The 15,078-nt window shown below is 45.8% G+C and carries 12 protein-coding genes and 1 other annotated feature; of the genes, 3 read left to right on the forward strand and 9 right to left on the reverse strand.

Going from position 1 to position 15,078, the window contains the following annotated elements:
- Positions 1-123 precede the first annotated feature (123 nt).
- Together BMX84_RS01830 and BMX84_RS01835 are read right to left on the reverse strand one after the other, a co-directional pair.
- Positions 124-1,308, reverse strand: a complete 1,185-nt coding sequence (locus BMX84_RS01830) for a GNAT family N-acetyltransferase (protein ID WP_091486606.1) — start codon at positions 1,306-1,308, stop codon at positions 124-126.
- A 126-nt stretch (positions 1,309-1,434) separates the two neighbouring features.
- Positions 1,435-2,868 (reverse strand): 6-phospho-beta-glucosidase, encoded by a 1,434-nt coding sequence (locus tag BMX84_RS01835; RefSeq protein WP_091486608.1) that lies wholly within the window; start codon positions 2,866-2,868, stop codon positions 1,435-1,437.
- 253 nt (positions 2,869-3,121) lie between these two features.
- Between BMX84_RS01835 and BMX84_RS01840 the strand changes: the two genes are divergently transcribed.
- On the forward strand, positions 3,122-3,307 hold the full coding sequence (locus BMX84_RS01840) for a glycine zipper domain-containing protein (RefSeq protein WP_091486611.1): 186 nt from the start codon (positions 3,122-3,124) through the stop codon (positions 3,305-3,307).
- 102 nt (positions 3,308-3,409) lie between these two features.
- Here the strand turns inward: BMX84_RS01840 and BMX84_RS01845 are convergent, their stop codons facing one another.
- On the reverse strand, positions 3,410-4,843 hold the full coding sequence (locus tag BMX84_RS01845) for a 6-phospho-beta-glucosidase (protein WP_091486614.1): 1,434 nt from the start codon (positions 4,841-4,843) through the stop codon (positions 3,410-3,412).
- A gap of 176 nt (positions 4,844-5,019) precedes the next feature.
- Here BMX84_RS01845 and BMX84_RS01850 point away from each other — a divergent pair, with 176 nt between their 5' ends.
- A complete protein-coding gene (locus BMX84_RS01850; RefSeq protein ID WP_091486617.1) occupies positions 5,020-6,294 on the forward strand; it encodes a BaiN/RdsA family NAD(P)/FAD-dependent oxidoreductase in 1,275 nt (424 codons plus the stop codon).
- Positions 6,295-6,324: 30 nt separating this feature from the next.
- A complete protein-coding gene (locus BMX84_RS12830; protein ID WP_091486619.1) occupies positions 6,325-6,507 on the forward strand; it encodes a PspC domain-containing protein in 183 nt (60 codons plus the stop codon).
- Between the two features lie 253 nt (positions 6,508-6,760).
- On the opposite strand, the gene argH is transcribed toward BMX84_RS12830, so the two are convergent.
- From argH to BMX84_RS01885, 6 genes are all read right to left on the reverse strand, one after another.
- Complete coding sequence (gene argH, locus BMX84_RS01860) at positions 6,761-8,155, reverse strand: argininosuccinate lyase (protein WP_091486622.1); 1,395 nt, start codon at positions 8,153-8,155, stop codon at positions 6,761-6,763.
- A gap of 75 nt (positions 8,156-8,230) precedes the next feature.
- Positions 8,231-9,502: an argininosuccinate synthase gene (locus BMX84_RS01865; RefSeq protein ID WP_091486624.1), complete on the reverse strand. Its 1,272-nt coding sequence runs from the start codon at positions 9,500-9,502 to the stop codon at positions 8,231-8,233.
- A 76-nt stretch (positions 9,503-9,578) separates the two neighbouring features.
- Positions 9,579-9,879, reverse strand: a binding site (T-box leader).
- 737 nt (positions 9,880-10,616) lie between these two features.
- Positions 10,617-11,117: a hypothetical protein gene (locus BMX84_RS01870; protein ID WP_091486628.1), complete on the reverse strand. Its 501-nt coding sequence runs from the start codon at positions 11,115-11,117 to the stop codon at positions 10,617-10,619.
- 99 nt (positions 11,118-11,216) lie between these two features.
- Positions 11,217-13,019: an oligoendopeptidase F gene (gene pepF / locus BMX84_RS01875; protein WP_091486631.1), complete on the reverse strand. Its 1,803-nt coding sequence runs from the start codon at positions 13,017-13,019 to the stop codon at positions 11,217-11,219.
- A 229-nt stretch (positions 13,020-13,248) separates the two neighbouring features.
- Positions 13,249-14,199, reverse strand: a complete 951-nt coding sequence (locus tag BMX84_RS01880) for an NAD(P)-dependent oxidoreductase (RefSeq protein ID WP_091486634.1) — start codon at positions 14,197-14,199, stop codon at positions 13,249-13,251.
- Positions 14,200-14,241: 42 nt separating this feature from the next.
- Positions 14,242-15,072 (reverse strand): hypothetical protein, encoded by an 831-nt coding sequence (locus tag BMX84_RS01885; protein ID WP_091486636.1) that lies wholly within the window; start codon positions 15,070-15,072, stop codon positions 14,242-14,244.
- Positions 15,073-15,078: the final 6 nt, after the last annotated feature.

The raw sequence follows: 15,078 nt of genomic DNA on the forward strand, positions 1-15,078 counted from the left end.
TCGCTCTGCGGTACATACAGCCTGTTCTCTCTTTTATGACATTGAAAAAACAGCTCTAAAAAACTTGACGTCCAGAGAGCTGTTTCTCAAGTGATTTAAAGAAGTTGTCAGATAAGGATTTACTTAGAAATAGTCGTAAAGTTCAGGCACCCCTTTTGGAAGAATATCCTGCAGGGCCTGCGCCGTTTCCTTTGATGCAGCAAGTGATCCTTCAAACTGTAATTCATCAGCTGTTTTGAACTGCATGAACAGCTGCGTCCATGCCTGAATACTGTCTTTGAGGTGTCGGGATTCATTTCCCGGTTGCTCTTCGATCGTGACACTTACTTCGTGTTCAGAAACAGAAAGTTTGAACACGTTGTTGTTCCACTCTGCGGTATCATCCGTAACTTCCAGCCAGAAATCCTGCTGCTTGGATGTTTGGAATGGAAACTGTTTCAGAAAACCCTCCATATCCACGATGCGCGCCATCATGTGAGACATCATGGTCTGTTTCAAGTCTGCTTCATTGAACAAATGGGTCATACGCTGATCTGACCGACCACTATAAGTGAAACGTTCAAAGCTTGACGAGTGGGTACTGACAAAATCCCACAAACTTCTTTCGGCTGTGCCTGAGAGAGCCATCAGTTCATGTATCTTAAAGGTATTCTGATCGTGCCCTGTAAACTCATACACGAGATAGCCTTGCGGACTGCCTTTATCATCACGGTATAACGCCACCTTTTTCTTGTCCGGCGACAGAAATTTTTTCTCCCATAACCAGCCTGTTCGTCTGACTGGCCCTACGGACTGCGCTACCTTCTTCTCGTAGATCGCCTGGATCGCTTCTTTCTGCTCTTCATAACGTACACGTTCTATGCGGTTCTCCGGCGCTTCAAAAAGACCGAAATCTTCTGGCATGATTTGATACTGTCGTTGTTCGAAAGCTACTTCATAGCCGAATTTCCGGTAGAACCGGTAAGAAAACGGAGCGAGATAAGAAAGCACGTATCCCTGGTCTCTCATTTCTTCAAGCGCCTTTTCCAGCAACTGACGGATCGTTCCCTGGCCCCTGACTTCCGGATAGCTGCTCACGTTCCCGATACCGCCCATCTTCAATATACGGCCATGGTAATACATTTCAAATGGAAAAATGATCACTGAACTGGTCAGTTTTTCTTCAGAAAACGCCCCATAGGCGATTCCGTTAGCAAAACAGTCAGCGACCCACTTTTTTGTTTCCTCTGTATCTTCCAAACGAAAAGCGTAAACATTTAAGTCGTGTATTTCCTGATCATGATCTTTTGTCAGTTCCCTGATTTCCATCTAAGGTCCACCCTTCCACGTTGATTCCTTACTTCGTATTATACGCTTTTTGACCCTGTTTTTTCAGTCAATGTGCATAAAAAAGCTGCTGACCGATCGTTTTCAGTCAACAGCCCATGATTATTATTAGTTGTTGCTTAGATCTTCACCATTCGTCTCAATGACTTTTTTGTACCAGTGGAAGGATTTCTTCGGTGTACGCTCCAGCGTGCCGTTCCCCTCGTTGTCGCGGTCGACATAGATGAAGCCGTAACGTTTCTTCATTTCACCGGTCCCGGCACTTACCAGGTCGATACAGCCCCAAGATGTGTAGCCCATCAAGTCGACGCCATCCAGTTCCACAGCATTTTTCATTTCTTCGATGTGCTGAGCCAGATAATCGATGCGGTAATCGTCTGCTACATAACCGTTTTCGTCCGGCTTATCGATGGCACCCAGACCATTCTCTACGATAAAGAGCGGTTTCTGATAACGGTCATAAATATCGTTCATCGTGATGCGCAGGCCTAAAGGATCGATCTGCCAGCCCCATTCGCTGGCTTCAAGATAAGGATTTTTGACTGAAGCAAAGATATTGCCTGCCGTTTTTTCATTCACTTTCGGATCGCCTGAAGCTACACGTGAAGAATAGTAGGAGAATGAAATAAAGTCCACGGTATGTTCTTTCAGCAGTTCTTTGTCTCCGTCTTCAAACGGGATCTCCACACCTTCACGTTCCAGTTCTTTCAAGGCATAAGCCGGGTATTCCCCGCGTGACTGAACATCGATGAAGAAGTAGTTTTCACGGTCAGCCTGCTGAGCCGCCAGGACGTCTCTTGGATGCGGTGTATTCGGATAGTATTTACCGGCAGCCAGCATACAGCCGACCTGATTTTCAGGATCCACTTCATGCGCGATCTTCGTTGCCAGAGCACTGGCCAAAAGCTCATGATGGGCAGCCTGGTACTTCACTTGTGTCTGATTCTCGCCTTCTTCAAACGCCAGGCCAGCCCCCATGAAAGGTGCGTGCAAGATCATGTTGATCTCATTGAAGGTCAACCAGTATTTGACCAGGCCTTTGTAACGGGTAAACAGGGTGCGGGTCAGGTTTTCGTAAAAATCGACCATCTTGCGGCTGCGCCAGCCCCCGTATTCCTTGATCAAGTGCATCGGGCAGTCGAAGTGCGTGATCGTGACTAATGGTTCGATCCCGTATTTATGACATTCTTTGAATAAGTCTTCGTAGAATTTCAGACCGGCTTCATTCGGTTCTTTTTCGTCCCCTTTAGGGAAAATGCGCGTCCAGGCAATCGATAGGCGGTATGTTTTGAAGCCCATTTCGCCAAATAACGCGATGTCTTCTTTATAGCGGTTGTAGTGATCGATCGCTTCTTTAGCCGGATAGAAATGCTCATCGTCAAAGTCGAAGTGTTTCTGCTGACCTGTGATGATCGGACCGCGGTCTTCACCGATCGGCACGACATCCACGTTCGCCATTCCGCGTCCGTCCTGATCATATCCCCCTTCAAGCTGATTGGCCGCTGTGGCGCCGCCCCATAAAAAGTCTTTTCTAAATCCCATAGTTCTTCCTCCTGATTCTTTCTTAACGATCTCTATAATTTTAAGTACCTTTTCAGTCTATAGCGTGAAATCCATTACACACAATACCAATCGAAAAAAAGATTGGTTATGACTAGATCCAGCTGAAAAAGTTTGATTATTGAATCGCAGCGTGCACAATTTTTACTTTCAAATTCATTAGAGTATACTTGAATTGTATAAGTAAAGAGCACACTCTTTTATCATCTATCAATTATATGAGGAGGTATGAATCATGAGTGAAGAAGACGAAACGGAGAACAATGATAGAATGGGGGTAAGCCTGGCCATTGGTACTGCTCTGGGCATTACTTTTGGTCTCCTGTTCGACAATCTGGCTATCGGCATAGCCATCGGAATCTCTCTTGGTGTGGCCATCGGTTCATCAGACAAACCTGGAGATAACAAGGAAGATAAATAATCGTTAAGCATGAGCTCTGTGAATGGCGTTCATGCTTTTTTTCTGAAATTATACCCTAAAAAAACGCCAGCCTCTAAGGACCGGCGCTTAAACGTTATTCAGTTAATCTTTACTTAAGTCTTTACCATTGGTCTCGATGACTTTTTTGTACCAGTCAAAGGATTTCTTTGGAGTACGATCGAGCGTGCCGTTACCATAGTTGTCCCGGTCGACATAGATGAAGCCATATCGTTTTTTCATCTCGCCTGTCCCTGCACTGACCAAGTCGATGCAGCCCCAGGTGGTATATCCCATCAGGTCCACTCCGTCAAGCTCAACGGCGTCTTTCATCGCTTCTATGTGTGACGCCAGATAGTCGATACGATAGTCATCTTCCACATAGCCGTTTTCATCCGGATGGTCCACGGCACCCAAACCGTTTTCCACGATAAAGAGCGGTTTCTGATAGCGGTCATAGATATCGTTCATGGTAATGCGCAGGCCTAGTGGATCGATCTGCCAGCCCCATTCACTTGCTTTAAGATAAGGATTTTTAACAGAACGAATGACGTTCCCTTCTGCCTGATCTTTACTTTCAGGGTCTCCCGACGCTACACGATTAGAATAATAAGAGAAGGAGATGAAGTCGACCGTATGCTCTTTCAGCAGCTCTTTGTCGCCTTCTTCGAACGGGATCTCGATCCCTTCACGTTCCAGTTCTTTCAAAGCGTAGGCCGGATATTCGCCGCGGGACTGGACATCGATGAAGAAATAATTTCGTCTGTCGGCCTGCTGGGCAGCCAGCACATCTCTTGGATTTGGGGTTTCAGGATAATATTTCCCTGCAGCCAGCATACAGCCGACTTGTATATCCGGGTCCACTTCATGCGCGATTTTTGTGGCCAAAGCACTGGCTAAGAGCTCGTGATGCGCAGCCTGATAGATGACCTGCTTCTTGTTTTCGCCTTCTTCAAACACCAGACCGGCACCCATGAACGGCGCATGCAGGATGACATTGATTTCATTGAACGTGAGCCAGTATTTGACCAGGCCTTTATAACGGGTGAACAGCGTACGGGTCAGATTCTCGTAGAAGTCGATCGTCTTGCGGTTGCGCCAGCCGCCGTATTCCTTGATCAGATGGATCGGGCAGTCAAAGTGCGTGATCGTGACCAAGGGTTCGATGCCATGCTTGTGACATTCCTGGAACAAGTCTTCGTAGAATTTGAGACCGGCTTCGTTCGGTTCCTCTTCGTCGCCTTTGGGAAAAATACGTGACCAGGCGATGGACAGACGGTAGGTTTTAAAGCCCATCTCACCGAACAGGGCAATGTCTTCTTTGTAACGGTGGTAATGGTCGATCCCCTCTTTGGCCGGATAAAAATGCTCATCGTCAAAGTCCAAGTGCTTCCTGTCACCATTTCTTATTGGCCCGCGGTCTTCACCGATCGGGATGACATCCACATTAGCCAGTCCACGGCCATCTTCAGCATAGCCGCCTTCTAGCTGGTTGGCCGCTGTCGCGCCGCCCCATAAAAAGTCTTTTCTAAGTCCCATTCCTTCTCCTCCTGTAATTTAAGATCTGATTCGCTTACTATCTGTTTTTAGTTTATCGAGTGAAATCCATTACATACAAGCGTTTTCTAAAAAATAGTCACTTTTTGTTAACTAGTCTAATTCCTTTCAATATGGTAAAGTGACTGAGACTATGTATACAGGAAAGAGGAAATAACATGACACACTACGATGTCCTTGTGATCGGTGGCGGGACGAGCGGAATGATGGCTGCGATTTCTGCAGCAGAACATGGCGCCACTGTTGGACTCATTGAAAAGAACAACTTTGTCGGACGAAAGCTTCTTGTCACAGGAAACGGCCGCTGTAATGTGACCAACAACCGTGACAAAGAAGAAATCATTGCACACATCCCCGGCAACGGCCGCTTTTTATACAGTGCTTTTTACCAGTATGACAACTACGACATTATGAATTTTTTCCGTTCCCGCGGTATCGCTTTGAAAGAAGAGGACCACGGGCGAATGTTCCCGACGACAGATAAATCACGGACGATCGTGAATGCCTTGAAACAGATCATTGAAGATGTGGGCATCGACCTGCACGTCAACGCCCCCGTTGATACAGTCTTGTACGATGAGGAGAAAGTAACAGGCGTACGACTGGAAGACGGCCGCGAATTTAGAGCGACGTCCGTTATTCTGTCTACCGGCGGACGTGCCATGCCAAAAACCGGCTCGACCGGCGATGGGTACAAGTGGGCAAAAAAAGCCGGCCACACCATCAAAGAACTGTATCCGACTGAAGTCCCCCTCACATCGAAAGAACGGTTTATTGAAGAACGCGTCCTGCAGGGCTTGTCTTTACGTGATATCAATTTAAGTGTATTGAATAAGAAAAATAAATCAGTCGTGACTCACCGCATGGACATGATCTTCACTCATTTGGGCATCTCAGGACCGGCCGTTCTGCGCTGTTCCATGTTTGTCCTTCAGACCATGAAGCGCGACAAGACGGATGCAGCTATGATGACGATCGATTCACTTCCTGATATGACCGAAGGCGAACTGAAGCAGAAGATGGCTCAGCTGAAAAAGAACGACGGCGACAAGAGCATCAAGAACGTCCTGAAGCAGTTCGGTCCGGAGCGTTACATCCTGTTCGGGCTGGAACGTCAGTCTATCGACAGCGACAAGGCCTTCAAAACCTTAACCCCTAAAGAAGTCGAAGCAATCATCACGTTTTTAAAAGACTTCCGTTTCGACGTCCACGGCTCACTGCCGATCGAAAAAGCCTTTGTGACAGGCGGCGGCGTCCATACCAAAGAAGTGAATCCAAAGACACTTGAAAGCAAGAAGAAAAACAATCTGTATTTCACAGGAGAGATCCTGGACTACAACGGCTATACCGGCGGCTACAATATAACAGGCGCCTTCATTACCGGTCGTGTGGCCGGTATGCATGCCGCAGAATCGGCTTTGGCTTTGAAATAGGTATATTATAATTGGAAGGACTGATCGATCATGGAGCACAAGCTCAGAAAATCAGCATCAGATAAATCTATTCACGGTGTCTGCGGAGGTATTGCTGAATTCTTCGGGATATCCTCATTCGCCGTCAGACTCCTTTTTATCTTCTTACCCGCCAATATTATCATCTACGTCATTCTTGCTAATTCGATGGCTGAAAGTCCCCGGTCGATATGACTGGATCATTAAAAGACGAAACCCCTTGCCAGCTAGTAGCCGGCAAGGGGTTTTTCATAAGAGGTTCAATGAGGAGAATCTGGCTGTGCCAGATTTTTCTTTATAAATCTTTAGACTGAATAGAGTTCAGATAACCGAATTACTTCTGAACTTCACTTAATTAGGATAACGTTGAGTTCAGCTCCTTTTTTATGAGCTGAACTTCACTTCACAGCCGTATTGTTCAAATTCAGTCTCAAAATCCTTCATTCACTCAGTCCACTGGAAGATCCAGGCTGTTTTTCAGCTGGTCTATCTGCTTTTTCACCGCTTCTGGGGCCGGACCGCCTTCAATGTTTCGTTTGGTCACGCAGTTTTCAAGATCGATCGCTTCGTAAATATCTTCTTCAAACAGCTCATGCAGGGACTGATAGGTTTCCAGAGATACTTCTTCCAGTGTCTGATCCGTTTCTATACAGGTCTGCACCAGCGTCCCGATCACATTATACGCTTCACGGAACGGGACCCCTTTTTTGGTCAGGTAGTCTGCGCAGTCGGTGGCATTGATGAATCCTTTTGACGCTGCTTCACGCATGCGGCCCGTTTGAGCTTCCATTGTATCGATCATCGGAATCATGGCGGAAAGGGCCAGTTTCACTGTACTGATGCTGTCGAACAGAGCTTCTTTATCCTCCTGCATGTCTTTGTTATAGGCCAGTGGAATACCTTTCATCATCGTTAACAGCGTCTGAAGGTTGCCGTATGCACGTCCGGTCTTACCGCGTACCAGCTCGGCAACGTCAGGATTTTTCTTCTGCGGCATGATGGATGAACCGGTCGCAAAGGCGTCATCCAGCTTCACAAACTTGAATTCCTGAGAACACCAGGTGATCACTTCTTCAGACAGGCGGGACAAATGCATCATCACCATACTCAAGGCATAAGCGGCATCGATCACGAAGTCCCGGTCCGACACGCCGTCGAGACTGTTTGCTGTAACGGATCCAAAGCCCAGCTGTTCGGCTACATACTGGCGGTCCAATGGATAGGTCGTCCCCGCCAGCGCCCCGTTACCCAGCGGCATGGCATCGGTATGCTCGACGACTTCTTCCAGACGCTTGCAGTCTCTTTTGATCATCTGCGCATAGGCCATTAAATGATGGGCGAACGTCACTGGCTGGGCGATCTGCATGTGCGTATAGCCCGGCATGATCGTATAGAGATGCTGTTCGGCCTTCCTGGTCAAAACGGCTTCAAATTCTAGCAGCTGCTGGCTGATCTCTGTGATCTTTTTTTTGACATACAGTCTCAAGTCCAGCGCCACCTGGTCGTTTCGGCTTCTGCCCGTATGCAGTCTTTTTCCAGCTTCACCTATGCGTTCAGTGAGTTCAGATTCCACAAACATATGGATGTCCTCTGCCGTGGGATCGAATAAGAGAGCGCCAGTTTTCAGATCCATCAGAATGCTCTCCAGCCCCTCCACTATCAGCGAAGCATCTTCAGTAGAAATGATCGCCTGCTTACCCAGCATTCGGGCATGTGCCTGGCTGCCTTGGATGTCTTCTTCGAACAGGACATAGTCAAAGCTGATCGACGAGTTGAACACATCCACTTCTTTTGCGCTACCGCCGCTTAAACGCCCTTGCCAAACTTTATTAGATTCCGTCATGTCCCAGACCTCCCGATATGTCCACTACTTTATACTCAACTTTGTCTATTCCCAATCGGTCTCGCTGTTTTACCCTCACGCTTTCACTCCTGCACGTTTGATCAGATAGGATATCTCTGCCTGTTTACCAAACTGAACTTTCTGCTTCATTTCAGCATGGATCACACTCGACAAGCCATACAGATTGATAAATCCGGCCGCATCGTTCTGATCATAGACATCGTCCTCATCGAAGGTCGCAAACGCTTCTGAATACAAACTATAAGGAGATTCTACACTCGAAACGACCATATTGCCTTTATACAGTTTCAGTTTCACTGTGCCGGTGACTGTTTTCTGCGTTTCATCCACGAATGAATCCAGAGCCTGTTTCAAAGGTGTAAAATACTGACCGTTATAAATCAGGTTCGCGTACTTCTGGGCCAGCTCCTGCTTGTACTGGAGGGTCTCTTTATCCAGCGTGATCATCTCCAGCTGTTCATGGGCAAAGTAAAGCAGCGTACCGCCCGGTGTTTCATAGACACCGCGACTCTTCATGCCGACCAGACGATTTTCGATCATATCCAGGATCCCGATGGCATTGGATCCGCCGATGGTGTTCAGTGCTTTGATCAGTGAGACGCCATCCATTTCTTTTCCATTCAGTGCGACCGGAATGCCTTCATCAAAGGTGATACTGACATAAGTCGGCTGGTTTGGTGCCTGTTCAGGCGAGACACTCATTTCCAGGATCGCATCATACTTCGGTTCATTCAGCGGATTCTCCAGATCCAGTCCTTCGTGAGAAAGGTGCCACAGGTTCTTGTCCTTTGAATAATTTGTTTCGCGCGTGATCTTCAGTGGGATCTCATGTGCTTCCGCATACGCGATCGCTTCTTCACGGGAAGTGATGTCCCAGGTTCTCCAGGGAGCAATGATATCCATCTCGGGCGCCAGTGCCTTGATGCCCATTTCAAAACGGACCTGATCGTTTCCTTTGCCCGTACAGCCGTGACAGATGGCATCGGCCCCTTCCTGCTTGGCGATGTCGACAAGGGCTTTTGCGATGATCGGACGCGCGGTGGCAGTTCCTAATAGATATTTATTCTCATAAACAGCGCCGGCTTTTAGTGTCGGGAAGATGGAATCATAAACGAATGCTTCTTCGATCTCCGCCAGATAAAATTTTGATGCACCAGTTTTCAATGCTTTTTCTTCTAATCCATCGAGCTCGTCGTCCTGTCCAACATTTGCAGTCACGGCAATGACTTCACAGCCATAGTTCTCTTTCAGCCAGTGGATGATGACCGATGTGTCCAGTCCTCCGGAATAAGCCAGTACGATTTTGTTGTATGTTTTTTCAGTCATAAGTCATTCCCCTTTTTTTATATTAGTCAGCTCTATTTATTAATTTGGGTATAAAAAAAACGCCTTCTGTGTTTTACACAGAGACGATCAGATCGCGGTACCACTCTATTTGCAGACATATTATTATGGTAACGGAAAAATCAACGGCTGTCTGCCAGCTCATAGCATTAACGCTGCACACGGCTTTTCTACTTAAGTCGCTGACCTGTTGAATCAGAGTGATCCGTTGATCTTTCAGGGTCAGTTTTTTAAAAAGGTGACTTGGTTCGAAAAGCATCTTACAAGCTCGTTTCAATGACCGTTCATGTCAGCCTTCCACTCTGTGCTGATTCGCTGTGATGAAGAAAATCATTTACTCTCTTGTTCTTTGATGTTAGAAGTAGTCTATAACACACGTAATGCAATGTCAACACCAATATTCTATTTTTCGTATATTATTTTAAAAATTGACAAGTTTAGGTTAATTAACGCATCTTCTATACATTAATTATACTTATTTTGTATATTTAAAAAATCAAAAGTTGAAAGCGGTTATCATATTGTTGCTCGATCCTCACTTGTGTTTGTTGAAGATGAGAATCTGGCTGTGCCAGATTTTCCTTTTAATGTTTACAAGACCTTTGTTCTAGTACCTCTACACTATCATTGACATGAGTTAACACAAGGGCTGTTTTGTTCTATCAACTTTCTCTATCTTCAGGGCCGGGTTACCAAAAGATGACTCCTTTTCTCTTAACTCTGAATTTTTGATAGGCTCAGTTGCTATAAGAATAGCCTTCTTTTAGTAGCTCCTTTGCTTATTCCAACTGAGTTATTAAAACATGCCCCTTCTTTTAGCAACTGCAGCCGAAAATTGAAAAGAGTTCATAAAAGATGACCTGTTTTCTGTTAACTCCTTCTCTCTTTTTTGATCGAGTTCATAGAACATAGCCTTTCTTTTGTAAACCCGAAGAAAAAAAGGATCCAGTTATCAGAAGTTTAAATCCTTATATCAACTCCCTAATATTTTCTCAGCAATTTAAAAAAAGCTCCTCACGTAGTGTCAGGAACTTTTTCTGTATCAAAATGATTATCATTTTCTAGCAACAGTTATCAATACAGGAATTGTTAAAACCTATTCCAGTGTTTCTTTGATCAGTTCTTCGATGTCCGGGTTTTGTTCTCTTATTGCTTTGTACCAGTCAAATGACGGTGTGTACCTGATATTATCCAGCAGTCGGCTCAGGGCATGCGATCGGGCAGTCAATTCTTCGTATTCTTCATCTGTCAGCTCTTCTGTTTCCTGCAGTTTTGACAGCATAAGTCTGACTTCTCTCACTTCCTGCGAGAATAAGTGCCAGTGATCGGGGCTGCCGGGAGTATACAACAGATTAGGGTCCAGCTGATCCCAAAAGTGAGATAGAATGATTTCCCCTTCTTCTGAATTTGTATCGATATCCGTCCAGTCAGTACGAGACATCAGCGTAAATGTGCTCTGAAGACCAGATGCTTCCTGGGCATAGGCAGCGCCTAAGTCTTTTTTCAGGTTTCGGTTATTCCTGAACTGGACAAGTGATAAAACAGCTAACAGCACGCATATAGAAACAACGATTAAGGTTCCTTTATATTTTTTCATACAGACCTCCTGCTTTTCGGATGATATTCATTTCATTATGTAAGTTAAAAAATAAACGGCAGATAATTAATCATCTGCCGTTTATTTTTATTCTATAAATTAAGACAGTTGACTTGTCAGTTCAATAATACGGTCGACAGATTCGTCAAGATACTTGATCGTATCGGTCAGAGGCTGATCGGTCGTGATGTCGACACCGGCGACTTTGGTTGCATCAGCAGGCACTTTCTGTCCGCCTAAAGCCAGGAAGTCTAGCCAGCCGTCCACGCTTTCTTCCCCGCTCTTGATTTTCAGGAAGGCTTGGGTCGCGATCGTCAGACCAGCTGAGTAAGTGTATGGGTATAGTCCCATGTAGTAGTGGATCTGACGCATCCACGTCAACTCTGAACCTGGTTCCAGTTCAACAGAATTTCCCCAGAACTCTTCCAGTACATTACGTTTCAGTTCGCTCAACTTGTTGGCATCGAAACTCTTGCCAGCATCGATCAGACGGTACACTTCACGCTGATAAGCAGCTTCTAAAAGATGCGTCACAAAGTTGTGGAAGTAGGTTTTTGAGATCATTTTAGATAAAACATTACGTTCCATACGCGGATCGTCTGCCTTGTCTTTCAGATAATCTGTCAGAAGCAGCTCATTGAATGTCGATGGTCCTTCGATCAAGTACAGTGACGGGCGGGCACTTGTCAACGGGTTGTTTTCATTAGACAAGATCCCTTGACCGGCATGGCCAAATTCATGGAACAGTGTGTAGGCATCTGTCAGCTGTCCAGTATAAGAAACCATAACATACGGGTGCTTGCCGTAAGTCGTTGAGCAGAAGGCGCCGGAACGTTTGCCGTGGTTCTGGGCAAAGTCGACCCAGCGTTCAGGATAGGCACGCAGAATCATGTTGACGTAGTCTTCACCTAATGGCGCCATGGCTTCTTTGACCAAGTCCTTGGATTCTTCGATGCTGACCGGCGTCGTATAGTCCGGATCAAGGTCCACTTTCAGATCGGCATAAGTCATTTTCTCCAGACCGTGGACGTCTTTAAGGTGTGTGATATACTTACGCATCACTGGTGCAAAGTCTTTCATGATCATGTCGATCTGACGGTGATACAAGTCCTGCGTGACTTCCTGGTCTTCTAAAAGATAGTCGAAAATCGAATCATAGCCGCGCATCGTAGCCAAGGTCTTTTCACTTTGAAGTGCAGTATAATAACCGGTAGCTACGACATTCTTATACTGGCCCAGGACTTTGCTGAATTTGTCATAGGCTGCACGACGGATTTTTGGATCATCCGAGTACATGTAAACTTCTTCATACAAAACGAAGCTGAGCGGATACTCCTTACCGTCCACTTCAAAGGTACCGTAGTCCGCATCAGCCGAGCGCGCCTGTTCGAATATTTCTGACGGCGCATCAAAGACAGGTGACAGCTGAGCCAGAGCTTCTTCTACTTTTGGATCAAGTTTGGCTAATTTAGACTTTTTGATTTTTCTGATATAGGCTTCATAAACAGGTTCGATCTCAACGACAGCATTCAGCGTTCCTTCATCCAAGTCCTCGATTTGAGACTGGAAGAAACTCAATTTTGCACTGGCACCGGCCAGTACGTTTGAGGTGTGGCGGGCCTGCTGCTGGGCTTCACTGTCTGTGATATCCACTGATACCGGCAGACGTCCGTATTGTCCCAAATGAGAGGCTTTCGCAATGATTTCTTCATACTCTTTAATGGCCTGTACGACCGTAGTGATATCGGTCAGATTCCCATCATATTTAGTTGAGAATGCGTCTACTTCTTTAGGTAATGCTTCAAGTGCTTCTTCAAAAGCTGCCTGATCTGGAAAAATGTCACTTAAGTCCCACTTCAGTTCTTCAGCGATTTCTGAACGCTTTTTCATTTCTTCTGACATACGTTTCTCCCCTTAACCTTTACATTGATTTATGACGTTGTGTCATATTCAAAGCAAAAAAAATTTGCTCTTGTGGTTATTATAGCATGATTTTTCGTGTTATGTGAGAGCATTTTAATATTTATTTCGTTAAACACGTGTTATTTTATCATCGAATTATAATTATAAACAGTTATAAAAGCCTGCTGAACTTATTATCAATGTTCAGCAGGCTTTCAACAGTCATTAATCAGTACCCGGCTTCATAATCCACGACATTTTTCGAAGGGGCATCGCCTTCAACAAACGTTTTCAGGTTCTCCATGAATATCGGGAACACACTGGCAGCATAATCTTCCAGTCCACCGGCGATATGTGGTGTCAGCAGAACATCCTCCCGTTTGTAAATAGGGTGATTTTCCGGCAGCGGTTCTTCATGAATGACATCCAACGCCGCATACTGGATCCACTTTTCATCCAGAGCTTTCAGCAAGTCTTTCGTGACTACAGTCTGACCGCGCCCGACGTTTACAAAAATGGCAGAACTTTTCATGGCTCTGAATTTCCCTAAATCAAACAGATCCTCCGTCTCTTCCGTGAGCGGCAGGATATTGATCACAAAATCAGCTTCCGGCAAGACATCATCCAGCTTATCCTGCGTCACCAGTTCATCCATAAAGTCGACTGGATTCCCACTTCTGTTCACACCGATCGTTTTCATCCCGAAAGCCTGGGCTACTTTACCTGTCTGGGTACCGATGGCTCCAGAACCCACGATAAGCATGGTTTTCCCACTCAGTTCAAGCAGATTTGAGGCCGGATCCCATTTTCTCTGACGCTGTTTGATCAGTGAATGACCGATTTTTCGCGTATGGTTTAAAATCATACCAAAAATCGATTCTGTGATGCCTTTGCCATGGATCCCGCTGGCATTAGTCAAGGTAATACCCAGTTCGCTCAGCCTTTTCAGATCAACATAGTCGACACCGGCAGACATCAGCTGAACCCATTTGAGTTCGTTTTCCGGATCCTTCAACAGCTGAACCGTTTCATCTTTATCCCAGCCGTATATCGCTTTGACTTCAGAAATATCATCAGTCTCGCTCAACGCTTCAATGATTTCATACGAAGGGGCTGCCTTTTTGACTTGACTGAGCTGTTCATCGCTCAGCTTGATATAACTTAGTAACTTGTCAGACACTCACGATCTCTCCTTTGTATTTGTTTTTATCTTATATTCAGACTATTCTTCAATGGTATTATAATCACCAGTGATAACGTCCAGTTTCTGCATCTCATCTGTCGAAACATTATATCGGTACATGCCGATCAGATTGGAAAACGTGACACCGTCCTGTTCGACTGATTCACGGGCCTCCACCTGGACCCAGTTATCTTCAGTATAATTGACAAAGTAGAAGTAGTTTTCTTCGTCGATCTCCGCGCGCTCAATGACTTGTTCAAAGGCATAGTTTTCAGCCTCTGCCCGAGTCATGTTGCTTTCTGGCATAGACTCTTCCCCAGCTGTTTCTCCTTGGGCAGGTTCATTTTTTTCTGCATCCCGTTCAGTCAGCCAGGCTTCAATTTCTTCGTCAGTGGCTTCAGACAGGTCCTTGCCGGTCGCGGCTTTATATTCTTCGCTCAATAGTGCAGACTGACGCTCTTCTTTAAAGGCAGAGTCCGCTTGTGACTCAGCCGTTTCACTGGCCTCTTCCGCCTGCTGCTGACTGATTTCTTCTTTCAGATCTTCAGCTTCAGCTTCGAGCAGTTCTTTATCTGATAAGTCCTTCTGAAGCAGTCTTGAAAGTGTTCCTGACGCCGCATCCAGATTACCACCGTAGTACTCCTCTTTGGCCTGTTCCAGTAAAGCATAATCCGGATCCGATGGTTCTCCTTCAGTCGGAATAGCTTCATCGTCATTGATTCCGCTTGTTGCGCTGTCAGTGGTCGAACCATTTTCATCAGAGGTTTCTTCAGTCGGTGTTTCCGTTCCTGTATCCTCCGTGGTATCCTGGCAGGCTGCCAAACCAAGGCTCAAAGCAATCATGGGCAAAATCAGTCGTTTGTTTTTCATTGTCAT

It is taken from the genome of Alkalibacterium putridalgicola (genome assembly GCF_900109825.1).
In the GTDB taxonomy this organism is placed as follows: Bacteria; Bacillota; Bacilli; order Lactobacillales; family Carnobacteriaceae_A; genus Alkalibacterium; species Alkalibacterium putridalgicola.